General features: G+C 66.6%; 22 protein-coding genes and 1 tRNA gene. 2 read left to right on the top strand and 21 right to left on the bottom strand.

What is annotated here, in order from left to right; all coding sequences use genetic code 11:
• Positions 1-147: 147 nt before the first annotated feature.
• From BW38_RS09395 to rlmE, 17 genes are all read right to left on the bottom strand, one after another.
• Complete coding sequence (locus BW38_RS09395) at positions 148-4,878, bottom strand: ATP-dependent helicase (protein ID WP_032976517.1); 4,731 nt, start codon at positions 4,876-4,878, stop codon at positions 148-150.
• Positions 4,879-4,888: 10 nt separating this feature from the next.
• Positions 4,889-5,299 (bottom strand): nuclear transport factor 2 family protein, encoded by a 411-nt coding sequence (locus BW38_RS09400; protein ID WP_081794571.1) that lies wholly within the window; start codon positions 5,297-5,299, stop codon positions 4,889-4,891.
• A gap of 120 nt (positions 5,300-5,419) precedes the next feature.
• Positions 5,420-5,512 (bottom strand) — tRNA-Ser (locus tag BW38_RS09405).
• A 78-nt stretch (positions 5,513-5,590) separates the two neighbouring features.
• Positions 5,591-5,794: a carbon storage regulator CsrA gene (gene csrA / locus BW38_RS09410; RefSeq protein ID WP_025878924.1), complete on the bottom strand. Its 204-nt coding sequence runs from the start codon at positions 5,792-5,794 to the stop codon at positions 5,591-5,593.
• A gap of 148 nt (positions 5,795-5,942) precedes the next feature.
• Positions 5,943-8,591, bottom strand: a complete 2,649-nt coding sequence (alaS, locus tag BW38_RS09415; RefSeq protein WP_032976516.1) for an alanine--tRNA ligase — start codon at positions 8,589-8,591, stop codon at positions 5,943-5,945.
• Between the two features lie 105 nt (positions 8,592-8,696).
• Complete coding sequence (gene recX / locus BW38_RS09420; protein WP_025878922.1) at positions 8,697-9,188, bottom strand: recombination regulator RecX; 492 nt, start codon at positions 9,186-9,188, stop codon at positions 8,697-8,699.
• 110 nt (positions 9,189-9,298) lie between these two features.
• Positions 9,299-10,336 (bottom strand): recombinase RecA, encoded by a 1,038-nt coding sequence (recA, locus tag BW38_RS09425; protein WP_025878921.1) that lies wholly within the window; start codon positions 10,334-10,336, stop codon positions 9,299-9,301.
• Positions 10,337-10,537: 201 nt separating this feature from the next.
• On the bottom strand, positions 10,538-11,173 hold the full coding sequence (gene lexA / locus BW38_RS09430; protein ID WP_025878920.1) for a transcriptional repressor LexA: 636 nt from the start codon (positions 11,171-11,173) through the stop codon (positions 10,538-10,540).
• Between the two features lie 211 nt (positions 11,174-11,384).
• Positions 11,385-13,067 carry a 2-polyprenylphenol 6-hydroxylase gene (ubiB, locus tag BW38_RS09435; RefSeq protein ID WP_032976515.1) on the bottom strand — a complete coding sequence of 561 codons (1,683 nt, stop codon included), beginning with the start codon at positions 13,065-13,067 and terminating at the stop codon, positions 11,385-11,387.
• A 35-nt stretch (positions 13,068-13,102) separates the two neighbouring features.
• Positions 13,103-13,597 (bottom strand): nicotinamide-nucleotide amidohydrolase family protein, encoded by a 495-nt coding sequence (locus BW38_RS09440; protein WP_025878918.1) that lies wholly within the window; start codon positions 13,595-13,597, stop codon positions 13,103-13,105.
• Positions 13,598-13,693: 96 nt separating this feature from the next.
• Positions 13,694-15,004 (bottom strand): ribosome rescue GTPase HflX, encoded by a 1,311-nt coding sequence (gene hflX, locus BW38_RS09445; RefSeq protein ID WP_025878917.1) that lies wholly within the window; start codon positions 15,002-15,004, stop codon positions 13,694-13,696.
• A 14-nt stretch (positions 15,005-15,018) separates the two neighbouring features.
• Positions 15,019-15,294 (bottom strand): RNA chaperone Hfq, encoded by a 276-nt coding sequence (gene hfq / locus BW38_RS09450; RefSeq protein WP_025878916.1) that lies wholly within the window; start codon positions 15,292-15,294, stop codon positions 15,019-15,021.
• Positions 15,295-15,389: 95 nt separating this feature from the next.
• Complete coding sequence (miaA, locus tag BW38_RS09455) at positions 15,390-16,343, bottom strand: tRNA (adenosine(37)-N6)-dimethylallyltransferase MiaA (RefSeq protein ID WP_032976514.1); 954 nt, start codon at positions 16,341-16,343, stop codon at positions 15,390-15,392.
• Positions 16,343-17,239 carry a dihydropteroate synthase gene (gene folP, locus BW38_RS09460; RefSeq protein WP_032976513.1) on the bottom strand — a complete coding sequence of 299 codons (897 nt, stop codon included), beginning with the start codon at positions 17,237-17,239 and terminating at the stop codon, positions 16,343-16,345. The genes miaA and folP overlap by 1 nt, the downstream gene beginning before the upstream one ends.
• A gap of 419 nt (positions 17,240-17,658) precedes the next feature.
• Complete coding sequence (locus BW38_RS09465) at positions 17,659-17,847, bottom strand: hypothetical protein (protein WP_025878913.1); 189 nt, start codon at positions 17,845-17,847, stop codon at positions 17,659-17,661.
• Positions 17,848-17,945: 98 nt separating this feature from the next.
• Entirely contained in the window at positions 17,946-19,883 is a 1,938-nt protein-coding gene (gene ftsH, locus BW38_RS09470; RefSeq protein WP_025878912.1) for an ATP-dependent zinc metalloprotease FtsH, read from the bottom strand.
• 66 nt (positions 19,884-19,949) lie between these two features.
• The gene (gene rlmE / locus BW38_RS09475; RefSeq protein ID WP_025878911.1) at positions 19,950-20,582 is read right to left on the bottom strand and encodes a 23S rRNA (uridine(2552)-2'-O)-methyltransferase RlmE; all 633 of its coding nucleotides are present in this window, start codon (positions 20,580-20,582) and stop codon (positions 19,950-19,952) included.
• Positions 20,583-20,646: 64 nt separating this feature from the next.
• Here rlmE and yhbY point away from each other — a divergent pair, with 64 nt between their 5' ends.
• Together yhbY and BW38_RS09485 are read left to right on the top strand one after the other, a co-directional pair.
• On the top strand, positions 20,647-20,952 hold the full coding sequence (gene yhbY / locus BW38_RS09480; protein WP_025878910.1) for a ribosome assembly RNA-binding protein YhbY: 306 nt from the start codon (positions 20,647-20,649) through the stop codon (positions 20,950-20,952).
• 12 nt (positions 20,953-20,964) lie between these two features.
• On the top strand, positions 20,965-21,339 hold the full coding sequence (locus BW38_RS09485; RefSeq protein WP_032976512.1) for an Mth938-like domain-containing protein: 375 nt from the start codon (positions 20,965-20,967) through the stop codon (positions 21,337-21,339).
• A 464-nt stretch (positions 21,340-21,803) separates the two neighbouring features.
• On the opposite strand, the gene BW38_RS09490 is transcribed toward BW38_RS09485, so the two are convergent.
• The 4 genes from BW38_RS09490 to surE are packed head-to-tail and all read right to left on the bottom strand — an operon-like array spanning position 21,804 to position 24,673.
• Positions 21,804-22,589 (bottom strand): peptidoglycan DD-metalloendopeptidase family protein, encoded by a 786-nt coding sequence (locus BW38_RS09490; protein ID WP_032976511.1) that lies wholly within the window; start codon positions 22,587-22,589, stop codon positions 21,804-21,806.
• Positions 22,586-23,200 (bottom strand): DedA family protein, encoded by a 615-nt coding sequence (locus tag BW38_RS09495; RefSeq protein WP_025878907.1) that lies wholly within the window; start codon positions 23,198-23,200, stop codon positions 22,586-22,588. Before BW38_RS09495 ends, BW38_RS09490 begins: the two co-directional genes overlap by 4 nt.
• Before the next feature lie 19 nt (positions 23,201-23,219).
• The gene (locus tag BW38_RS09500) at positions 23,220-23,897 is read right to left on the bottom strand and encodes a protein-L-isoaspartate(D-aspartate) O-methyltransferase (RefSeq protein WP_025878906.1); all 678 of its coding nucleotides are present in this window, start codon (positions 23,895-23,897) and stop codon (positions 23,220-23,222) included.
• Positions 23,894-24,673 (bottom strand): 5'/3'-nucleotidase SurE, encoded by a 780-nt coding sequence (gene surE / locus BW38_RS09505; protein ID WP_032976510.1) that lies wholly within the window; start codon positions 24,671-24,673, stop codon positions 23,894-23,896. Before surE ends, BW38_RS09500 begins: the two co-directional genes overlap by 4 nt.
• Positions 24,674-24,767 lie beyond the last annotated feature (94 nt).

Below are 24,767 nucleotides of genomic sequence, written 5' to 3'. Positions count from 1 at the left end.
ACCGTCTGCGCAACGTGCACGATCGCCACACTACCCGGACTCTGCGGCCACCGGGGCAGGCGCGTAACGAACTGCATCACAGTCCGGCAGTCCGATCCGGGGCCAGGCCCCACGGAGTGAGCATTCATCGAGGTGATTCCGCCGCGCTCAGCCGTTCCATCCCAGCCCGCGCGGTTCGTTGCTGAAGCCTGCGGCCCGCAGCGCGTCCACCAGCGCGCCGCGATGCACCGGCACATCATTGATCCGTTCCAGGGTGAAGGACAGGCGCCGCCCCCGGCGCAATGCCACCGCCAGGGCCTGTGCAGCGGCAACCAGAGTATTGGCCGCATCCTCTGCCCCGCCCTCGATCCAGCTGGACAGTTGCCGCCCGCCCTGCGCCAGGTACAGCAGCAACCGGCCGTTGCCGATCACCACCATCGCACCGGAACGCCGCAGCGGACGTGCACCGGCCACCGGCTGCGGCCACGGCAGCAGGCTGCCGAAGGGATTGGCCGGATCCAGCGCTGACAGCGCGACGACCGACAGCTCACGCGGCACACGCTCGGACAGCTCGCGCAGATGGTCGATGGTGCCGCGATCTGCAAACTGTGCACCGCCCAGCCCCGCCACGAAGCGGCCGCGCAGGACCTGCCCGGCATCTTCCATGCCTCGATAGACAGGCTGCAGTGCAGGGAACCCACCGGTTACCGCTTCGGTCATTGCCGCCGCCCGGGTCACCACCCGGTAGCGATCAAGCAGGCTTTCGCCCAGCGCCAGCGCCCGCACGGTGTCGTTGCTGCGCTCGCGGGGCGGCAACGACCATCGCCCCGCCAGGGTCGGCCCGTTGGCAATGGCCGGGTCCAGCGCCGTGGCCCACGCGTCCAGCGTCGGCATGAAGCGGAAACCCCGCGTGCGCCGCGAGGCCGACGCAACGCGCGCCCGCTGCTGGCGCACACCGGCCAGGGCCCGCAACGGCGACCACAGGTCGCTGCTCACTTCGCCCCTCCAGGCCAGCTGCCATAGCGCCAGCTGGAAGTCCTCGGCCGCCGCCGCACTGCCGGCCAGGCGTGACTGCACCTGCGTGGCCAGCTGCCGCGCGAAGTAGGCACCGCCATCGGCCAGGACCTTCACGATGGCGTCCTGCATCGGTGTACGCAGCGCCGGATCCGCTTCCGGCAGCAGCGGCAACGTTTCAGCGGCATGTTCCTGCAGGTGCAGCGACACCAGGCCGTCGTCGTCACCCAGCCGCCCGTGCCCGGCCCACAGCACCATGCCGGTGGCCAGCAGCTCATCAAGCAGGGCCGGTGCGTAATCGCGCACCCGGGTCGGCAGGACCTGGTGTTCCCAGACCGAAACCGGCAGCGGCAACCCCGCCAGCTGCTCGACCACACGGGCAACGCCGTCGCTGCCCTCAAGCATGGCCGCAACGGCACCATTGCGGGCACGCCCGGCGCCGCCTTCCAGCAATACCCCCTGCCCCTCCAGCAGCAGGCGCACATAGGCTGCCGGTGGCACCGGCCGGGTGGCTTCACGTGCGGCCTGCAGCGAACGCAGGCGCAGACGCTGCAACACATCTTCGCTGACCCATTCGTGCACTACGTCCGGCGACGGATGCACCCGCTCATTTCCCTGCTGTCGCCGCGCTGCGCCGAAATTGCCACGCAGCACCCGCCCCTGCTCCTGCAGCCTTTCCAGCGCGCCGTCGACCACCGCCACACCCAGCCCGAACCGCTTGGCCAGCGCGCTGCTGGTGAAGGGCGCATGCGTACGTGCGTGGCGGGCCAGCAGATCGCCGAGGGGATCGGGCATGCCTGCAAGAAACACCTCGGGCAGCCCGCCCGGCAGCGCCGTACCCAACGCATCGCGCACACGTGCGGCGTCCTCCACGGCGACCCACTGCGTGTGGCCGGCAATTGAAGCCGGGATGGCGCGCTGCTGCGCCTGCAGCGCTGCCAGGTGCACTTCCACGCATTCCGGATCGGACAGGCGCAGCGCCAGGTCCAATGCAGGCAACGGTCCCAGCTCGCGCAGCAGGTCGGACACGCCTTCCATGCCATGGGCCCTGCGCGCAGGTTCCAGCCGCTGCAGTTCACGTTCAACCTGATCGACCACCCCCGCATCCAGCAGTTCGCCCAGGTCTACCTGGCCCAGCAGCTCGGCGAGCAGGCCACTGTCCAGTGACAGCACCGAGGCGCGGCGCTCGGCCAGCGGCACGTCCGCCTCGTACATGAACTCGGCGACATAGCCGAACAGCAGATTGGCCGCGAACGGCGAAGGCACCTCGGTCGCGACGTCCAGCAACTGCACCTGGCCGCGTTGAACGCGTTGCATCAGCGCGTCCAGCGCATCCAGGTCGTAGACATCCTGCAGGCACTCGCGGGCGGTCTCGATCAGGATCGGGAACTCCGCATGGGCCTGCGCGATTTCCAGCAACTGGCCGGCGCGCAGGCGCTGCTGCCACAGCGGCGATCGACGCCCCGGCGTGCGACGCGGCAACAGCAGTGCGCGCGAGGCACACTCGCGGAAGCGCGCCGCGAACAGTGCCGAATGGCCGACCGCCGCGGTGATCGTGCGGCGCAACCGTTCCGGTTCGAACACGAACATGTCCGCCCCCGGAACGCGCCCGGTACTGTCGGGAATCCGCGCGATGATGCCATCGTCGCTGGCGACCACGGCCGGGTCGATGCCCCAGCGTTCGCGCAATCGTGCTGCCACCGCCAATGCCCACGGATCATGCACGCGGCGGCCATACGGCGAATGCAGCATCACCCGCCAGTCGCCCAGCTCGTCGCGGCAGCGTTCCACCACCAGGCGCAGATCGGTGGGCAGCACGCCCGTGGCCTGCCGCTGCTCGGCGACCAGGCCGAGCATGTTGCTGATCGCGTTGGCGTCCAGGCCACTGGCCTGCAGGCGTGCGTGCAGCGCCGTCGCCGGGGTGTCACTGCTATCGATGTGCGCCTCCAACGCGGCGAGAAACGCACCGATGGCCTGTCCCAGTTCGGCAGGGCGGCCGACACCTTCGCCACGCCAGAACGGCAGGCGCGCCGAACGTCCGGGTGCGGGCGTCACCACCACCTGGTCGTGGGTGATCTGGTCGATCCGCCATGAGGTCGCGCCCAGCGTGATCACATCATTCACCCGCGACTCGTGGACCATCTCCTCGTCCAGCTCACCGACGCGGCGCGATCCGGCCCGCTCTTCTCCTTCAGGCAGCACCACGCTGTACATGCCACGGTCGGGAATGGTGCCGCCGCTGGTAACCGCCAGTTGCTTCGCACCAGGGCGAGCGCTGAGCTCACCGCTCTGCCGGTTCCATACCAGCCGCGGCCGGAAGCCGGCGAAATCCTCGGACGGATAGCGGCCGGAAAGCATGTCCAGCACCGCGTCGAAGGCACTGCGCGGGAGTGAGCGGTACGGCGCGGCACGGCGTACCCGCGCATACCAGGCATCGGCCTGCCACGGCTCCATCGCCACCGCCGCCACCGTCTGCTGGGCCAGCACATCAAGCGGGTTGCGCGGCGGAGCGATGGCCTCGATGCGTCCGGCCAGCATGCTGTCCACCACCACAGCGGCATCGATCAGGTCGCGCCGCGTACGCGGATACACCAGACCGCGGGACATGCCACCCACCTGGTGGCCGGCGCGACCAACGCGCTGCAGGGCGCTGGCCACCGACGGCGGCGCGGCCACCTGTATCACCAGGTCGACCAGCCCCATGTCGATCCCCAGCTCCAGGCTGGACGTGGCCACCACGCAGCGCAGTGCACCCGATTTCAGCGCCTGCTCGATCTCGCCGCGCTGCTCCTTGGAGACCGATCCGTGATGCGCGCGTGCAATCAGTGCCGGCGCAGCGGAGACCCGGTTGACCGTACTGCCGGTGAAAGAGCCATAGGCCAACCCGTTACCCGAATCGCCACGGATTGCGCCGTCTTCGCCACTGCGTCCGGCGTGCAGCTCGTTCAGGCGTGCGGTCAGCTTTTCGGCTACGCCACGCGAATTGGCAAAGACAATCGTCGAGCGATGGCGCAGCACGTTGTCGAGAATGCTTGCCTCCACGTGCGGCCAGATCGAGCCGATCCGCGCGCCGCCGTCGCGCTCCCCGGGCGTGCCCTGCGTAGTCAGGCTGGACATGTCTTCCACCGGCACCACGATGCGCATCTGCAGCTGCCGCGCCGAGCCGGGTTGGACCACGCTCACCGGGCGGTCGCCGCCCAGGAAGCCCGCCACCTCGTCGACCGGCCGCACCGTGGCCGACAGGCCGATGCGCTGCGCCGGCTCGTGCAGCAGCGCATCCAGCCGTTCCAGGCTCAGCGCCAGATGCGAACCGCGTTTGCCGCCGGCCACTGCATGGATTTCATCGAGGATGACGGTCTGCACATCGCGCAGGATCTCGCGTGCCTGCGAGGTCAGCATCAGGTACAGCGACTCGGGCGTAGTGATCAGGATGTCCGGCGGCCGCCGCACCAGGCCTGCACGTTCGCTGCTGGAGGTATCGCCGGTACGCAATGCGACGGTCAGCTGCACCGCCGGCTCGCCGCGTCGGGCGCGCTCGTCGGTGATGCCCTGCAGCGGCACCTGCAGGTTGCGCTGCACGTCGCTGCCCAGCGCCTTGATCGGCGACAGGTACAGCACACGGGTTCGCCGCACCGGCTTGGCCAACGGCGCTGCGCGCGCTTGCCGATCACGCTCGGCGAACAGCTGGTCGATGGCATGCAGGAATGCGGCAAGTGTCTTGCCCGATCCGGTTGGCGCGATGACCAGGGTATGTTGCCCGGCACCGATCGACGACCAGGCCTGATCCTGCACCGGCGTGGAGGCATCGAACGCGGCACGGAACCAGGCCTGCGTCGCGGGATGGAAGCGCTGCAGCGGGTCCTGCGGGAAATCAGGCGGCGTCATGGTGCGTCGATCATACCCAGCTGCGGCCCGTTGGCCGGGCCTTGGTTGGCGCTGGTTGCATCAGGCAGCTGATCCGAGGGTCGACAACAAAGGCCCGGAGCGTAGCCATCCTGCCGTCACGGAAACGCCAGACGTCGCTGTAAAGACGCGTGGTCCGCCCGCCGTCAGTATCCGTGGTCACGATCGTACCCACAGCCACCACCATGTCATCTTCGGCCACCAGTTCGGTCACGGTGAACTCGGGAGGTTCCCGGTAGTTCGCCTTCATCCATTGGCGAAGGGACGCCTTGCCATTGATGACCGTGTCACCGATCGCGTTCCACTCGATGTCATCGGTGCAGTGCTGCAGGAACCCTTCGATATCCAATACGGAAATCGCAGCATTCGCAGCCAGCAGGGTGGCCTTGTTCGCACTGGTCATCGACGTGCTCCGCTCGGCGGTCATTGTGCGAACCTAGCACCGCGATCGTGGGCCGCAGGTCAACGCGACGCACAAAGAAAACGCCCGCAGATCGAGGATCTGCGGGCGTTCTTTTGCATCTGGCGGAGCGAGAGGGATTCGAACCCTCGATAGAGCTTTTGACCCTATACTCCCTTAGCAGGGGAGCCCCTTCAGCCGCTCGGGCATCGCTCCGGGGTTTTCTCCGCGTCTGGTGCGTTGCACCTCAGCGGGGCGTGAATCATAACGTTAATCACGCGCGAAGGTAAAGCCTTATTCCGCAGAATTTTCACCACCGGTGCTGCCGGCTTCGTCACCACGCTGGATGCGCTGGTAGATCTCTTCGCGATGCACGGCGACGTCCTTCGGCGCAGTGATGCCGATACGCACCTGGTTACCCTTGACGCCAAGCACGGTGACGCTCACCGAGTCACCGATCATCAGGGTTTCGCCGACGCGGCGAGTCAGGATCAACATTTTTTTAAGTCTCCATGGAACCGTGTGGAAGGGTATCCCCCACCGGCTTGACGCTCCGTCAAGAAGCGCGCCCACGACAAAGGGAAAAGATTCGCAATGGTACCGTCAGCCGTCCCGCTCCTACAAGGAGGGGGACGGCAGGGATTCATCACAGGCGGGGGCTGACCCATTCGACGACCGCAGCCAGCGCGGTAGCAAGGGCGGGCCCGTCCTCGCCACCACCCTGGGCGAGGTCCGGGCGTCCGCCGCCCTTGCCCCCGATCTGACCGGCGATATGGGACAACAGTTCCCCGGCCTTGACCTTGCCCATTGCACTGCCGTTCACGCCCGCGACCAGCGCCGCCTTGCCGTCCTGGGCACCGGCCAGCACGATCACCGCGTCGCCCAGCTGCTGCTTCAGGCGGTCCATGGCATCGCGCAGGGCCTTGGCGTCGAAGCCTTCCAGGCGGACAGCCAGAACCTTCACACCGGCGACCTCGACGGCCTGGCCGGACAGGTCGGCGGTGGCGCCGGCGGCTACCTTGGCCTTCACGGCCTCCAGCTCGCGCTCCAGCTGCTTCTGGCGCAGGCCCAGCGCACGGATCTTTTCGACCACGTCGGCAGCACTGCCACCCAGCAGCTCGGCGGCCTCGGCCAGACGGGCCTCCTCGGCATCCACGTAGTCCAGCGCGCCCTGGCCGGTGACGGCCTCGATACGACGCACACCGGCCGAGACACCGCCTTCGGAGGTGATCTTGAACAGACCGATGTCACCGGTCCGGTTGACGTGGGTGCCACCACACAGCTCGGTGGAGTAGTCGCCCATCTTCAGCACGCGCACGTTCTCGCCGTACTTCTCGCCGAACAGGGCCATCGCGCCGAAGTCCAGCGCTTCCTGCATGCCCATGTTGTGCACTTCGGCGGCGTTGTTGGCGCGCACCTGCTGGTTGACCTTGCGCTCGATGATCGCCAGTTCCTCGGCGCTGATCGGCTGGAAATGCGAGAAGTCGAAGCGCAGGCGGTCCGGCGCCACCAGCGAGCCCTTCTGCTGCACGTGGGTGCCAAGCACTTCGCGCAGGGCAGCATGCAGCAGGTGGGTCGCCGAGTGGTTGAGGATGGTGGCGCCACGGCGCTCGCCATCGACCTGGCCGGACAGCACGTCACCGATCTTCAAACTGCCCTGGGTGAGCTTGCCGACGTGGCCATGGAACTGGCCCGCGAACTTCTGCGTATCGCTCACCTGCAGCTGTACGCCGGCAGCGGACAAGGTGCCGGTGTCGCCGACCTGGCCGCCGGACTCGGCGTAGAACGGGGTCTGGTTGGTCAGCACGATGACCTCGTCACCGGCCTGGGCAGCGTCCACCGGGCGGCCATCCTTGAGGATCGCCACCACGCCGAGGCCGTCGGCCTGCAGGCGGTCATAGCCCAGGAAGACAGTCGGCTTGAGCGTGGCGACCAGATCGGCCGACAGCGTCACGCCACCGCCGAACTTGCCGGCGGCACGCGCGGTCTCGCGCTGCGTCTCCATCGCGGCGTTGAAGCCGTCAATGTCCACGGTCAAGTCACGCTCGCGGGCGATGTCCTGGGTCAGGTCGAGCGGGAAGCCGTAGGTGTCGTACAGGCGGAACGCGTCCGCGCCCGGGATCACGCCATTGCTGACCTTGGCCGCAACGTCGTCGAAGATCTTCATGCCCGAGTCCAGCGTCTCGGCGAAACGCTCTTCTTCTGCCTGCAGGGCACGCACCACGGTATCGGCCTGTGCCGGCAGTTCCGGGTAGGCCTCGCCCATCTGCTCGACCAGGGTCGGCACCAGCTTGCTGAAGAACGGCTGGCGCACGCCCAGCATCCAGCCGTGTCGCAGTGCGCGGCGGATGATCCGGCGCAGCACGTAGCCGCGGCCTTCGTTGGACGGCAGCACGCCATCGACGATCAGGAACGAACAGGCGCGGATGTGGTCGGCGATCACGCGCAGCGACTTGTTTTCCAGATCAGCGGTTCCGGTCAGCTCCGATGCCTTGCGGATCAGCGCCTGGAACAGGTCGATCTCGTAGTTGGTATGCACGTGCTGCAGGATCGCGGCCAGGCGTTCCAGGCCCATGCCGGTGTCCACGCACGGTGCCGGCAGCGGCATCAGCGTGCCGTCCTGCTGGCGATCGAACTGCATGAAGACCAGGTTCCAGATCTCGATGAAACGGTCACCGTCCTCGTCCGGCGAGCCCGGCGGGCCACCGGCGATATGGTCACCGTGATCGTAGAAGATCTCGGTGCACGGACCGCACGGACCGGTATCGGCCATCTGCCAGAAGTTGTCCGAGGCGAACGGCGCGCCCTTGTTGTCGCCGATGCGGACGATCCGGTCTTCCGGAATGCCGATCATGTCGCGCCACAGTGCGTAGGCCTCGTCATCGGTCTGGTAGACCGTGACCAGCAGGCGCTCGGCGGGCAGCTTCCAGACCTGGGTCAGCAGCTCCCAGGCCCAGGCGATCGCATCCTTCTTGAAGTAATCGCCGAAGGACCAGTTGCCCAGCATTTCGAAGAAGGTGTGATGGCGGGCGGTGTAGCCCACCTGGTCGAGATCGTTGTGCTTGCCACCGGCACGCAGGCAGCGCTGGACGTCGGCCGCGCGCACGTAGCTGCGCTTTTCCGCGCCCAGGAACACGTCCTTGAACTGCACCATGCCGGAGTTGGTGAACAGCAGGGTCGGATCGTTGCCCGGCACCAGCGGCGCCGACGGCACGATGGTGTGGCCTTTGCCCTTGAAGAATTCAAGGAAGTCGCTGCGGATCTGGGATGTCGTGAATTTGGCGGATGCGTTCATGGGGGCTGGCAGTCTGCGGGCCGGGGCCCGTGCCGCCGGCCGCAGTGGCCAGGGTCGAACGGACCGCCGAAACCCCAAAGGGTATCAGGCCCGGCGCCATCAGTCTCAGTCGTCCGGATCGTAGCGGGTCGCGCGGCGGATGCTGTCGCCATCGAAGCCCCGGCGGGCCAGCAGATCGGCGGCCTTGCGGCGCTGCGCGAGGTCCTGCGGACCGGCCTCACCAAAGCGGCGACGGACCAGATCCCGGGCATTCTCCGTCCAGTCGCCCTCGAAGGTATCCATCGCAGCAGTAATCTGCTCGCTGTCCAGCCCGTGGGTTCCCAGCTCGGCACGTACATGGATGGGGCCATAACCCGTATTGGCGCGCATGCGCACCAGATTCTCGGCAAACCGGGTGTCGTCCTGCCAACCTGCCTCGGTCAGCTTGTCGACCGCCGCCTGCGCGGCCTCGTCCTCGATGCCCCGGGACGTCAGCTTGCGGGTCAGCTCCTTGCGCGAGTGCTCACGACGGACCAGCAGGCCCAGGGCGCGCTGGACAGGCGTCTGTTCGCGCACGCGGCGCTTACGGCCGGGTGCCGGGGCGTCGGAATCGTTCATTCTCGCCTTCAATCAAATGCGCCGTCCCTGGCGCGTCCCCCGTCGGGGAAACCGAATCTGCAGGACAGGGCGACGTCACTGACGGCGCCGCCCTGCCCCACAGCAAGCCTTTACTCGTCGTCGCCTTCGTCTTCGCCTTCCTCACGGACGGCTTCGGTCGGCTGGAACTTCTCGCGCAGCTCAGCCTCAAGCTTGGCGGCAACCTGCGGGTTGTCGCGCAGATAGCCACGGGCGTTGTCCTTGCCCTGGCCGATGCGCTCTTCACCGTAGCTGTACCAGGCACCGGCCTTCTCGACCAGCTTGGCTTCGACACCCATATCGATCAGCTCGCCTTCGCGGCTGATGCCTTCGCCGTACAGGATCTCGGTGATGACCTGCTTGAACGGGGGCGCCAGCTTGTTCTTGACGACCTTGATCTTGGTCTGGTTGCCGATGATCTCGTCGCCCTTCTTGATCGCGCCGATACGGCGGATGTCCAGGCGCACCGAGGCATAGAACTTCAGCGCGTTGCCGCCGGTGGTCACTTCCGGGCTCTGGCCCGGCATCATCACGCCGATCTTCATGCGCAGCTGGTTGATGAACACCACCAGGGTGTTCGAGCGCTTGATGTTGCCGGTCAGCTTGCGCAGCGCCTGGCTCATCAGACGCGCCTGCAGACCCGGCAACTGGTCGCCCATCTCACCTTCGATTTCAGCCTTGGGAGTCAACGCGGCGACCGAGTCGACCACCAGGATGTCCACCGAACCTGAGCGCACCAGCATGTCGGCGATTTCAAGCGCCTGCTCACCGGTATCCGGCTGCGACAGCAGCAGATCGTCGACATTGACGCCCAGCTTGCCTGCGTAGATCGGGTCCAGCGCGTGTTCGGCATCGATGAAGGCGGCGGTGCCACCCAGCTTCTGGCACTCGGCGATGGCCTGCAGGGTCAACGTGGTCTTGCCGGAGGATTCCGGACCGTAGATTTCCACCACGCGGCCCTTGGGCAGGCCACCAATGCCCAATGCGATATCCAGCATCAGAGAACCGGTCGGGATCGCCTCGACGGGCTCGACCACGCGGTCGCCCATGCGCATCACCGAGCCCTTGCCGAACTGCTTTTCGATCTGGCCCAGAGCTGCAGCGAGGGCGCGCTTCTTGTTCTCGTCCATCGGATTGGTCCTTGCAGAGGTCACGTCGTTGGAGGTGCTGTCTTTGGAAGTCTTCTTGGCCATGGGTTCACTTTAAGGCTGGCGTATCGCACAGGCTGAGATTCTGCCCGGCGTTCGGAAAAAAATTATCGGACATCCGTACCAACCTCAGCAGAACCAGAGAATCGCCACAAAAGACCGCGGGAATTGCAGGATGAATCGTCAACGGTTCGGTCGCAGCAGCCCGCAGTACAGGCCCTCGATCGAGAAATCCTGGTCCGGAAGCACATCAATCGGCTTGTAATCGGGATTGCGCGGCAGCAGGCGGATGCGATCCTTGGCGATCTTCAGCAGCTTGACGGTGATCTCGTCATCGATGCGGGCCACCACGATCTGCCCGGAATGGGCATCGCGGGTGCGGTGCACACCGATCAGGTCGCCATCGAAGATGCCTTCGTCGATCATCGAATCGCCCTGCACTTTCAGCAGGTAGTCCGGTGCCGGCGAGAAGAACACCCGGTCCAGCACCACGAAATCATCCGAGCCGATGTCGGCGCCGATCGGCAGACCCGCAGCAACCCGACCCAGGATCGGCAGACGCAGGACGCTGTCGGGCAGGCCCGGCTCGGCCAGCTTCTCCACCGGCGGTGCCTGCACCAGACGGATGCCGCGGGCCTGGCCCGGCACGCGACGGATCGCCCCGGCCTGCTCCAGCGCCTCCAGGTGATACTGCGCTGCGCGTACGCCCTTGAAGCCGAAGGCACGCGCGATTTCAGTCTGCGAAGGGGGTGCGCCTTCGCTCTCGATACGCTCGGCGATCAACTGCAGGATCGCCTGCTGGGTGTCGGTCAGGTCCATGGTTAGTAGTATTACTACTAACACCCAGGACTGCAAGTGCCGAGGGCGATTCCGGCAGGAGCGAAAGCCGCCGGGCATGGCCCGGCGCGAGCGGGAATGCGGCGTGGCTGATTGGGGGCGGCAGAGGCGAAAGCGGCCGACCCGCGGTCGGCGCTACAGGAATCGCTGCGCGATGCAGCGGTTCCCGGCGGGAACCGCTGCGGCAAGCACACTACGTGTGCTTGCCGCTTCTCCAGATCGAGAACAGGATCCACACCCCGCAGAACCCTGCGCCGATGAAACCACATACGCCCAGCGCCAGCAGCCAACGGCTGGAAACGCCTCCTACGCTGTGCATCACGATCGAGGAGCCGATGATCAAGGCTGCCGTGACGATCCCCATCACCAAGCGGTTCGCGGCGCGGTTGACCTGGTCGCCGAAGCCCTGCAGCGCGTTGGTCTCGACCTTCAGCTGCAGCCGGCCACGGCGCGCCGCCTGGACCAGCTTGCGCAGGTCCCGCGGCAACTCACCGGCGAAGTCGATCATGCCGAGCAGGCTGCGTCGGCCACGCTTGAACAGCGCCCGCGGCGCATAGCGCTGCAGTACCACCCGCTCCAGGAAGGGGCGCGCGGCGCTGGCCATGTCGAAATCCGGGTCGAGCTGGCGGCCCATGCCCTCCAGCGTCAGGAAGGCCTTGATCATCAGTGCCAGATCCGCCGGCAGGGTCAGGTTGTAGCTGCGCAGCAGCTGGGTGATGTCGCCCAGCATCAGGCCGATGCGCAGGTCCTTCAGCGGCACGCCGCGGTACTGGTCAACGAACAGGCTGATGTCATGCTGCAACCGGTTCTCGTCCACTTCCACGCCGCCGGCCCAGTCCAGCAACACATCGGCCACGCCCTGCGGATCCTGTTCAACCAGACCATGCAGCAGCTGCGCGACCTGGAAGCGACGCACCTCCGACAACGCGCCGACCATGCCGAAATCGATCACGCCGATGCGGCCGTCGCGCAGGTAGATGATGTTGCCCGGGTGCGGATCGGCATGGAAACTGCCGTCCTCCAGCACCATCTTCAATACGATGTCGGCGCCACGCCGGGCCAGTTCACGGCGGTCGATGCCGGCCGCATCGACACCGGCCAGATCACGTCCGGCAATGCCGTCGACGAAATCCTGGACATTCAGGCTTTCGCAGGTCCATTGCCAGTGCACCGCCGGAATCAGGATGTCGTCACGGCCCTCGAAGTTGCGCGCGATGCGCTCGGCGTTGCGGCACTCCGCGGCAAAATCCAGCTCGCGGCGCAGCGACACGGTGAACTGCTGCACCACCTCGGCGGGTCGGTAGCGGCGCAGATCCGGCAGCCGTGCCTCAACGATCTCGGCCAGCCGTGCCAGCAGGCGCAGATCGGCTTCAACCACGTCACGGATACCAGGGCGGCGCACCTTCAGCACCACTTCGCGGCCATCACGCAACCGCGCCCGATGGGCCTGGGCCAAGGAAGCGGCCGCCATCGGGGTTTCATCAAGGAAGGCAAACACCTGCGACGGCGGTGCACCGAGATCGGCCTCGAGCTGTTCGCGGATCTTCTCGTAGGGCAATGCCGGGACCGCGTTCTGCAACTCGGAGAGTTCGGCGATCCAGTCCGGCGGCAGCAGGTCGACGCGGGTGGCGAGCACCTGGCCCAGCTTCACGAACGTCGGCCCGAGATCCTGCAGGGCGCTGCGCACGCGCACCGGCGCGGTCATCCGCAGCATTTCCTGCCGCTCCTCGTTCCAGTGCAGCAGGCGGCCGGCACGTTCCAGTACCGTGGCCAGGCCGATGCGCCGCACGACGTCGCCGAAGCCGTAGCGGATCAGGACGGCGGCAATTTCCTGCAGCCGGCCAAGGTCACGGACGGTGCCCAGCGTCTCCCACATCGTTGCCTACTCCGGTTGATTGCCGGAGCAGCATGTCACAGCTGGGCGTCGATGCCGTGCAATGCCGCCGCTACGGTCTGCCGGCGGATGGCTTCACGGTCACCATCGAACTGGAACAGTTCGGCCCGGGCATAGCCGCCACGGCGCTTCCAGCCGATCCAGACACTGCCGACCGGCTTGTCCGGGCTGCCACCGCCCGGCCCTGCGATACCGGTCACCGCCACCGCGATGCCGGCACCGGAATTGACCAGCGCCCCGGACACCATCTCCAGCACGGCTTCGCGGCTGACCGCACCGAACTGCTCCAGCGTCTGCGCGCGCACGCCGAGCAGGCGCTGCTTGGCTTCGTAGCTGTAAACCACCATGCCGCAGTCGAAGAACGCCGAGGATCCGGCGATGTCGGTCATGCACTTGGCGATCCAGCCGCCGCTGCAGCTTTCAGCAGTCACCAGCTGCAGCGAAGCCTGCTGCAGGCGCTGGCCCAGCGCAGCGGCCTGGGCATTGAGTTCGGCGTCGGTCGGGAAGGCCATCGGGGTAGCTGAAAAGTGAAGAACCTGCACGTTGTACCGCAGATGGCAGGGTGGTGTCGCGGCCGCAGGACATGCCGGCCAACGGCCGGCACTACCTCACCATTCGGGCAGCTTCTCCGGCAGCAGGGCCCGGATCGGCTCGCCATCGGCGCTGGCCGCCAGCTTCTCGGCCTCGGCGATGGGAAGATCGACCTGCAACAGCCAGCCTTCTTCATCAGCCTCTTCACTGCGCACCACTTCCAATTGGTGCAGGCGAGCGCGAAGGCGGCCGGCACTGGGTGGCAGGCGCAACTCGCCGGTGACGTGCTGCAGACCCAACCGCTTGCCGAGTACGGCCTGCAACAGCTCGATGCCCTGCCCGTCGCGTGCGGAAATCCACACCCGCTCACGCCGCGATTCATCCGGCACGCCGTCTTGGCCGTCGTGGCGCACGTCGGCACCCTCGATGCGGTCGATCTTGTTGAACACCAGCAACTGCGGCAGGTCGCCGGCACCGACGGCGGTCAGCACTTCGTCGACCTGGGCGATGCGCTCCTCGCGGTGCGGATCGGCGGCATCGACAAGGTGCAGCAGGAAATCCGCTTCCCGCGCTTCAGACAGGGTCGAGCGGAAGGCCGCCACCAGGTCATGCGGCAGGTCGCGTACGAAACCAACCGTATCGGCCAGCACGACGTTGCCACCGGGCACGGCGATCCGGCGTACGGTCGGATCCAGGGTGGCGAACAACTGGTCGGCCGCATAGGCCTCGGCGCCGGTCATCGCATTGAACAAGGTCGATTTGCCGGCATTGGTGTAGCCCACCAGGGCGACGCGCGGCAGTTCGCTGCGCACACGCGCACGACGCATCTGGGTGCGCTGTACTTCGACTTTTTCCAGCCGCTTCTGCAGCTGTTCAACCCGCTTCTGCAGCAGGCGACGATCGGTTTCCAGCTGGGTTTCACCCGGGCCGCGCAGGCCGATCGAACCGCCACGCTGGCGCTCCAGATGGGTCCAGCCGCGCACCAGCCGTGTCGACATATGGCGCAGCTGGGCCAGCTCGACCTGCAGTTTGCCTTCATGGCTGCGCGCACGCTGGGCAAAGATGTCCAGGATCAGACCGGTACGGTCGATCACCCGGCGCTCGAGGAAACGCTCCAGATTGCGCTCCTGGCCCGGGCTCAACGCGTGGTTGACCAGGATCAGGTCTGCGCCGGTGGCTTCGGCGGCGGCCTTGATCTCATCCAGCTTGCCGCTGCCGATCAGGGTCGACGGGTTGGGGCGATCCAGCCGCGCGGTGATGGTCACCGCGATGCTGGCCCCGGCCGAGCGGGCCAGATCACCGAATTCTTCCAGCACATCGTCTTCCAGCTTGCCGAAATGCGGCTGGATCAACAGGGCGTGTTCGCCCTTTTTCGAGCGGTCAAACATTCACCGCTCCAACATCATTCGTCTGCTTCATCACCCGCCTGACCATCCTCACCTGATTGCACGTACCCACCACCCGGGCCGACCTTGACGTTGCGCGCCGGCACCACGGTGGAAATGGCGTGCTTGTAGACCATCTGGCTGACGGTGTTGCGCAGCAGGACCACGAACTGATCGAACGATTCGATCGTGCCCTGCAGCTTGATGCCGTTGACCAGGTACACCGAAACCGGCACGCGCTCGCGCCGCAGTGCATTCAAGAAAGGATCCTGCAGCGATTGCCCCTTGGACATTGCACACTCCTGATTATTGTTCTTATTGGTAGCCGGCGGTTGCCGCGGCCCCCGAGCCGCTTGCCGGCCCATGATGGTACACGGCCAGCGTCGGTTCAGCGTGCAACGAAGGTCGACACCGCGCCTGCGAGGCGCTCCCCATCCATATGGGGGTCGAACCAGCGCGCATCAAGCTCGCCGCGCAGCCAGGTAAGCTGGCGCTTGGCCAGTTGCCGGGTGGCGAAAATGGACTTGTCCCGGAAGCGGGCCGCGTCCCCGTCCCCGTCCAGGTACTCCCAGGCCTGGCGATACCCCACCGCGCGGACGGCGGGCAGGTCCAGCGGTGCGGCCACCGCCCGCATTTCCGGCAATGCACGCAGGGCGCGCACTTCGTCGAGGAAGCCCTGCGCGAGCATGGCGTCGAAGCGGGCCTCGATGCGCTGGTGCAGGACGGCGCGGTCGCGCGGCGCCAGAATCAGCTTCAACGTGCGCACCGGCAACGGGGCCACCCCGGGGCGGCGCTGCCATTCACTGATCGGCGTGCCGGTCAGCCGGTAGACCTCCAGCGCCCGCTGGATGCGTTGCGGGTCGGTGGCATGGATGCGTGCTGCGGCGGCGGGGTCAACCGCGGCCAGTTCGGCGTGCAGCGCCGCCCAGCCTCGCTCGGCGGCCTCGGCGCTCAGCACGGCACGCATCGCCGGGTCGGCCTCCGGCATCGGCGACAGACCCTGCAACAGCGCCCGGAAGTACAGGCCCGTGCCGCCGGCCAGGATCGGAGTCTTGCCACGGGCGACGATGTCGGCCACCACGCGGGCGGCGTCGGCGGCGAACTCGGCGGCGGAATAGGTCTGCCAGGGATCGCGCAGGTCCAGCAGGTGGTGCGGTGCCTGTGCGCGCTCGGCCGCATCCGGCTTGGCCGAACCGATATCCAGGCCGCGATAGACCAGCGCCGAATCGACACTGACGATTTCACCGTCCAGCTGCTGCGCCAGCGCGATCGCGGTGGCGGTCTTGCCGCTGGCGGTCGGCCCCATCACGGCGATCGCCAGCGGCCGCTGATCCACTGCCATCAGTCTTCGTCCGGCCAGCGGAGGGTCGGCTTGGCGTCCGCCCGCTCGGCAGGTACCGCCTCGACCGCCTGCCAGACCTTCAATGCATCGACCGTCGCTGCCACATCGTGCACGCGCACGATACGGGCGCCGCGCTGCACGGCGATCAGGTGTGCGGCCACCGACGCAGCGACACGCTCTGCCGGCGACTGACGACCGGTCAGCTCGCCCAGGCTGCGCTTGCGCGACAGCCCGGCCAGCATCGGCACGCCCAGTTCAAGGAAACGCTCCGAACGGGCCAGCAGCGTCATGTTGTGCGCCGTGGTCTTGCCGAAGCCAAAGCCGAGGTCGATCACCAGATTCTTCTTGGCGATGCCGGCCATCTCCGCGGCGAACAGCCGCTGCACCAGGAAGCCATGGACCTCGGCGACCACATCGTCGTACTGCGGGTCAGTCTGCATGTGACCCGGTTCGCCCTGCATGTGCATCAGCACCACCGGCACGCCCGCGTCCGCCGCCGCGTGCAGCGCACCGTCCTGGCGCAGGCCGAAGATGTCGTTGATCATCCCGGCGCCTGCAGCAACCGCGGCACGCATCACCTCCGGCTTGAAGGTATCGATGCTGATCGGCACCGCCGTGCGCGCTGCCAGCTGCTCGATGACCGGCACGACACGACGCAGTTCCTCGTCGATCGACACCGGCGCCGCGCCCGGACGGGTCGATTCGCCGCCGATGTCGAGCAGGTCGGCGCCCTCCTCCACCAGCTGCAGGCCATGCGCGACCGCCGCCTCGGTGGTGTCATGGGCACCACCATCGGAGAACGAATCCGGGGTGACGTTGACGATACCCATGACCCGGGCACGGTCCAGGCGCAGGATGCGGCCGGCGCAATCGAGCTGGGGCGAGATGTCGAACATGGCAGATCCTGCGGGCAACGAAGGTTAGTTTAAGGCGGCAGGGCTGCGCCCTGCACCCGCAGAGGCGGTAGTGCCGGCCGCTGGCCGGCAACCCCAACAGCAAAAGCAACCGCAGCATTCTGTGGGATGGCGGGGTCGGTCCGGTTGCGGGGGGGCGCTGCAAGTACGTCCATGCAAGCTCGGTCGCCACATCCATGCGGCTCACGCCTCCGCAATCGGGCCCACCCCGCCTTCGACAGTTTCCCGGTGGCCAGGAGATCCACGCCATGCGTGGATGAATCTCCATCGGAATCGAATATCTCGACAATTGAACGAAGAGCATCCACGCATGGCGTGGATCTACCGTGTCGACCAAGGTCGACACCTACCAGCAGCAGCGGGAAATTGTCGGAGGCGGGGCGCCGCCCTGCCGGCAAACCTCACCGCTGCCGGCGACGCTTCCGGTCCACGTACAGCGTCTTGATGATGCTCAGCAGGATACCCACCGCGATACCCACGCCACAGCCCAGCAGCAGATTGTCCACGGTCAGGCCGACAGCGACGCCGACTACGGTGGCGATCACCATCTCGGCGGTGTGGGAAATCGGTTCAGGCTTGGGGGCGGACATGCGGACTCCAGCGGGCTGTCAGGATCGGATGGGCCGGGGCCCGGAAACAACAAGGCCGGGTTGCCCCGGCCTCGTCTTGCATTGCGTACGGCAGGCCGTCAGATCGATTCGGCCGGACCGGCGATCGGCGGCAACGGACGGGCGTCGCCGCCCTTGTCGTTGTTGCCGCCATCCTTGTTGGACTTGTTCCAGCCCATCGGCGGCGGCGGGTCACGACCTTCCATGATCGCGTCGATCTGCGGCGCATCGATGGTTTCGTACTGCAGCAGCAGCTGCGACATCGTATGCAGCTTGTCGATGTTCTCGGTCAGCAGCTCGGTGGTGCGGGCGTACGCCTTGTCGAGGATGTTGCGCACTTCCTCGTCGATGCGACGGGCAGTGTCGTTGGACACGCTCTTGTGCTGGGTCACCGAACGACCCAGGAACACCTCATCGTCCTCTTCGCCATAGGCGATCGGGCCGAGCTGCTCGGACAGGCCCCACTTGGTGACCATGTTGCGGGCCATCTTGGTGGCACGCTCGATGTCATTGGACGCACCGGTGGTGACCTTGTCGGTACCGAAGATCAGTTCTTCCGCCACGCGGCCACCGTACAGCGAGCACAGCTGCGACTGGATCGCCACGCGGTTCATCGAGTACTTGTCGCCTTCCGGCAGGTACATGGTCACGCCCAGCGCACGGCCGCGCGGAATGATCGTGACCTTGTAGACCGGGTCATGTTCCGGCACCAGGCGGCCAACGATGGCATGGCCGGCTTCATGGTAGGCGGTGAGGGTCTTCTCCTCCTCGCTCATGGCCATCGAGCGGCGCTCGGCACCCATCAGGATCTTGTCGCGGGCACGATCGAAGTGGTCCATGCGGACCTCCTTCTCGTTGCCACGGGCGGCGAACAGGGCGGCCTCGTTACAGAGGTTGGCCAGGTCGGCACCGGAGAAGCCCGGGGTACCACGCGCGATCACCATCGGCACGACGTCGTCGGCCAGCGGCAGCTTGCGCATGTGCACCTTGAGGATGTGCTCGCGGCCCTTCACGTCCGGCAGACCGACCACCACCTGGCGGTCGAAGCGGCCCGGACGCAACAGCGCCGGGTCCAGCACGTCAGGACGGTTGGTGGCGGCGATCACGATCACGCCTTCGCCGCCTTCGAAACCGTCCATCTCGACCAGCAGCTGGTTCAGGGTCTGCTCGCGCTCGTCATGACCGCCGCCCAGGCCGGCACCACGGTGGCGACCGACGGCGTCGATTTCATCGATGAAGATGATGCACGGCGCGTGCTTCTTGGCCTGCTCGAACATGTCGCGCACTCGGCTGGCGCCGACGCCGACGAACATTTCCACGAAGTCCGAACCGGAGATCGAGAAGAACGGCACCTTGGCTTCGCCGGCGATGGCCTTGGCCAGCAGCGTCTTGCCGGTACCCGGAGGGCCGACCATCAGCACGCCGCGCGGGATCTTGCCGCCGAGCTTGGTGAACTTGGACGGGTCACGCAGGAAATCGACCAGTTCGCCGACTTCTTCCTTGGCCTCGTCGCAACCGGCAACATCGGCGAAGGTGACCTTGATCTGGTCTTCGCCCTGCAGCTTGGCGCGCGACTTGCCGAAGGACATCGCGCCCTTGGCACCGCCGCCACCGCCCTGCATCTGCCGCATGATGAACAGCCAGAAGCCGATGATCAGGATGACCGGCAGGAAATTCATCAGGATCGCGCCGAGGGAGATGCCGCTGGACGGCTCTTCCTGCACGATCTCGACGTTCTTGGTGCGCAGCACGTTGATCAGGTCGCGATCGAACGGTGCGGTGATGGTGGACGACTGTCCACCACGGGTGGTGTAGGTGATCTGGCTGGTACCGCCGCGCGTATCGCCGCCGAAGGCGACCTTCTGCACGTTGCCGGTGTCCACCTGGTCCAGGAACTGCGAGTACGAAGCGCCCTGCGCCCCGGCCCCCGAGGTCTTGGGCGAGAAGCTCTGGAAGACCACCATCAGCACGACGGCGACGACCACCCATAGCAGGAGGTTCTTGGTCAAGTCGTTCATCCTCATTGGCTCCGGTGTTCCTCTTAGTGCTGGCGTTGCGTTGGGGTCGAACTTACGGGGTCGAGCTTACTTCATGTGGGCGCGTTTTCCCTGACCCAAGGCATACACCTCGGGAGAGCGCTTGCGCGAGGCTTCCGGCTTGCGGATGGAGACCTTGTCGTACCGGCGGCGCATGTCGCGCACGTAGTCGTCAAAGCCTTCGCCCTGGAACAGCTTGATCAGGAACGCCCCACCAGTCTTGAGGTGGTTGTCGGCAAAATCCATGGCCAGCTCCGCCAGGTGCATCATCCGCGGCTGGTCGACCGCGTCCACACCACTCTTATTGGGGGCCATGTCCGACAGCACAAGGTCTACCGGCTGATCCCCGAGCATGGCTTCAAACTGCGATAGGACGGTTTCTTCCCTGAAGTCACCGTGAAGGAACTCCACGCCGGCCAGCGGCGGCATGTCCAGGATGTCCAGGGCCAGCACGCGGCCTGTATCGCCGATCTGTCTCCGCACCTGCTGAGACCAGCCACCTGGGGCCGCGCCGAGGTCGACCACCACCATGTGCGGCTTCAGCAGCCGGTCACGTTCGAGCAGTTCTTCAAGCTTGTAGGCCGCACGGGAGCGCATGCCTTCGGCCTGGGCCTTCTTCACGAAGGGATCGGAGAAGTGTTCCTTGAGCCAGCGCTGGCTGCTTTTGCTGCGGGTAGCCATTGGAAATAGGGGCTGATGGGGTCGCCATGATACCCTGATCGTCCCATTCAACCGTGTTTTCTGCATGCCCACTGCCTTGACCCCTTCCCAGACCCGTTTCCTGCGCGGCCAAGCCCACGACCTGAAGGCCCTGCTGCAGACCGGCGGCAAGGGCGTCACTCCGGCCTTCCTGACCGAGCTGAACGAAGTGCTGGAACGCCACGAACTGGTCAAGGTGAAGGTTGCCGCCGAAGACCGTGACGCCCGCGACGTGATGATCGGCGAAATCGTGCAGGCCACCGACAGTGCGCTGGTGCAGCGTATCGGCCATGTGGCCGTGCTGTATCGCCCGAGCAAGGAACACCGCCAGATCGTGCTGCCGCGCGGCTGATCGGACCCTGCCATGCAGCTGAACCACGAACTGCCCGACTACGCCTACAGCCTGCGCGCCGCTGACGGTCGCTCGGCACGGGTGAATGATCGCGTTCTGGGCAACAGCTTCTTCCTGACCCCGGACCAGCTGGTCGAACAGTGGCCGGTGACCGATGTCGCGGCGCTGCAGGTGGCTGACCTGGAGCCGATCCTGGCACTGAAGCCGGCGTTGATACTGCTCGGCACCGGAGAGCGCCAGGCGTTCCCGCCGGCGGTTGTCATGGCCGCCTGCCTGTCGCGCGGTATCGGACTGGAAGTGATGAACAATCCGGCTGCCGCACGTACCTTCAACATCCTTGCCGGCGAAGGCCGCAAGGTGGCGGCCGCCTTCATCCTGGAAGGCTGAGGCCCGAGGTCGCCGGGCATGGCCCGGCGCCACCTGAAACACACGTTGCGCATATGTAAGCGTCCGAGCCCATGCTCGGGCAGTGCTGCATTGCGGCGTACAGCCGCCGGGCATGGCCCGGCGCTACCCGTATCTGCCCGCGCTAGCGCGCCGGCAGATACTGTTGCGGGTCGAAAGGCAGCCGAGCACGGCGCGGCTCTACAGGCGCAAGGCAATCGCGGCATCTGTGAGCGTCCGAGCCCATGCTCGGGCAGCGCTCCATTGCGGCGTACAGCCGCCGGGCATGGCCCGGCGCTACCCGCGTATCTGCCCGCGCTAGCGCGCCGGCAGATATTGCTGCGGGTCGACCGGCTTGCCGTTGTAGCGGGTGAGCCGAGGGCGCTTGCGGCCCATGGGACGCGCCCTTGGCGAACGCCCGGCGCGCTGCGCCGGGCCGGGGATCCGCCCGGAGAAAGAGCGGCCGGTTACTTCGCCGGCAGATATTGCTGCGGGTCAACCGGCTTGCCGTTGTAGCGGATCTCGAAGTGCAGCATGTCCCGGTTGGCGCCGGTACGGCCCATCTCGGCGATCTGCTCGCCGGCCTTCACGCTCTGCCCTTCATTGACCAGGCGCTTGCGGTTGTGGCCATAGGCCGACAGCCACTGGTCGCTGTGCTTGATGATGATCAGCTCGCCATAGCCGACCAGGCCGGCGCCGGAATACACCACCACGCCATTGGCCGTGGCCTTCACCGGCGCGCCGCTGGTGCCGGCGATGTCCACGCCCTGCTTGGTTGCATCGCCGGCCACGTAGCGGCCCACGACTGCGCCATCGGCCGGCCAGCGCCAGGCGATGTTGCTCTTGACCGGACCGGCCGGACCCGGCGTCGGCGCGGTACTGCCGCCAGACGTGCTGCCAGCCGGACGCGGCGCGGTGACCACGGTGGTCGGCGCACGACCGCCACCGGAACCGGCCGGATACAGGCGGATCACCTGCCCCGGGTAAATGGTCGACGGGTTGTCCAGGTTGTTCCAGGCGATCAGGTCGGCCGGCGTGATGTCGTGGATGCGGGCCAGCGCATAGATGGTGTCGCCCTTGCGCACGACCACCGTCTGCCCCGGCTTGGGCACCGACGTCTTCGGCGTGCTGACGCCACTGCTGCCGCCGCCACTGGGCCGGACCACGGTGGCGGTGCCACAGGCGGCCAGGGTGGATACCAGCAACGCCAGCGCGCCGATGCGCACTCCCTTGCTCAGACGATCTGCACTCATGCGAACTTCGACCTCCATACAAGCCAGGCGATCAGCACCACCACCAACGCGGTGGCGATCCAGCCCAGCGGTTCAATCCATCGGCGCAGCGCAGCTTCCGCGCGCGCACCACCGATACGGATGACCGCAGCCAGCACGAACACGCGCTTGCCACGACCGATCAACATGCTCAACAGGTACTGCGGCATCGGCACGCCGACGATACCCGATGCCCACGTGAAGACCTTCATCGGAATCGGCATGAAGCCGCCCAGCACCAGGAAGGTGAACACCGCCCAGGGCGACTCCACCATCTTCGCCTGCACGGTAGCGATGCCCTGCTCGATCGCCGGCAGCATGCCCAGCGCCTCGAACACCGGCTTGACCGCTTCGAATGCATAGTGGCCCAGCGCGTAGCCGATCAGCGCGCCGACCATCGAGCCGGCCAGGCTGAGGGTGGCGAACCACCAGCCGCGCTTGGGCTGGGCCACGCACATCGGCGCCAGCATCACTTCCGGCATCACCGGGAAGATGATGGCTTCGAAAAAGCTCAGCACCATCAGATAGGTCGGCGCGCGCTCATGCGCGGCCCACTTCATCGCCCGCTCGTACAGCGGCCCGAAAATCTTCATGCAACCCTGCTCCGTGGATTCAATCGAGCATGCCAGACAGCAGCGGCACGAAGGTGACCGGCGCCAGCACGCGTTGTTCGATGCTGCCGTCATCCTTGCGGTCGAGCTGCACCAGCGACTGTGCGCCGGCGCCACCGACCGGGGCGACCAGGCGGCCACCTGCAGCCAGCTGCTCGACCAGCGCATCGACCAGTGCCGGTGCGGCGGCGGTAACCACGATGGCGTCGAACGGGCCATGCTCGGCCCAGCCCACGCGGCCGTCGTCGTGCTTGGTGCGGATGTTCATGCCCAGCGCGCGGAACCGCTTGCGCGCCTGCCGCAGCAGGTCACCGATGCGCTCGACGGTATAGACCTCCAGCCCCAGCGCGCCGAGCACGGCGGCCTGATAGCCCGAGCCGGTACCCACTTCGAGCACCTTCTTCGGCGCCACCTGCAGCACGGCCTCGGTCATCCGCGCCACTACCCACGGCTGGGAAATGGTCTGGCCGTGGCCGATCGGCAGCGCGGTGTCTTCATATGCGCGCGAGGCCAGGGCCTCATCGATGAACAGATGGCGCGGCACCACCCGGATCGCGTTCAGCGTCGACTCGTCGACGATGCCGGCTTCGCGCAGGCGGTCGACCAGGCGGTCGCGCACGCGCTGCGATGTCATGCCGATGCCGACTGCTTCCGGCTGCAGGCGCAGGCGTGGGCTCATGCCGGCCGGTCCAGCGCGGCGCTGAGGCCGCCGACCCAGCTGGCGACCTTTTCCAGTGCCTGATAGCGGGTCAGGTCAACCTGGATCGGGGTGATCGAAATGTAGCCGGTGCGCACCGCATGGAAATCGGTGCCCGGGCCGGAGTCCTGCTCGCGGCCGGCCGGACCGATCCAGTACACCTCGTTGCCGCGCGGGTCTTTCTGCGCGATGCAGCCTTCGGCGCGATGACGGTTGCCCAGGCGGGTGACTTCGAAGCCCTTGACCTCGCTCCACGGCAGGTCCGGCACATTGACGTTGAGGATGGTGTCGGCCGGCAGCGGATCGGCCTTGAGGCGGGCAACGATCTCCACTGCGGCACGCGCCGCCGTCTCGAAATGCTTGGGGTCGTGGTTACGGGTCACCAGCGACACCGCCACTGCAGGCAGGCCGAGGAAACGTCCTTCCATCGCCGCCGAGACGGTGCCGGAATAGATCACGTCGTCGCCGAGGTTGGCGGCATTGTTGATACCGGACACGACAATGTCAGGCTCGAATTCGAGCAGGCCGGTCAGCGCAAGGTGCACGCAGTCGGTGGGCGTGCCGGCCACCGACACGGTGTAGTGGTCGATGCGCTTGAGCCGGATCGGCAGATCCAGGGTCAGCGAATTGCTGGCGCCGGAGCGATCGCGGTCCGGTGCGACCACCGTGACTTCGTGCCCGGCCTCGCGCAGCACGGATGCAAGCATCCGGATGCCCGCCGCGTCGACACCGTCATCATTGCTGACCAGGATGCGCATCTTCGATTTAACCGCTTGATTTTCCAAGAATTCGATCCCGTCACCTTGCAACGTGGGCGAAGCCGGCCCGTCTCCTCCAGGGAGGCGGCAGCTC

The sequence above is a fragment of the Stenotrophomonas sp. RIT309 genome (assembly GCF_000632045.1).
Lineage (GTDB): Bacteria > Pseudomonadota > Gammaproteobacteria > Xanthomonadales > Xanthomonadaceae > Stenotrophomonas > Stenotrophomonas indicatrix.
This window is presented reverse-complemented; position numbering and strand designations above follow the sequence as displayed.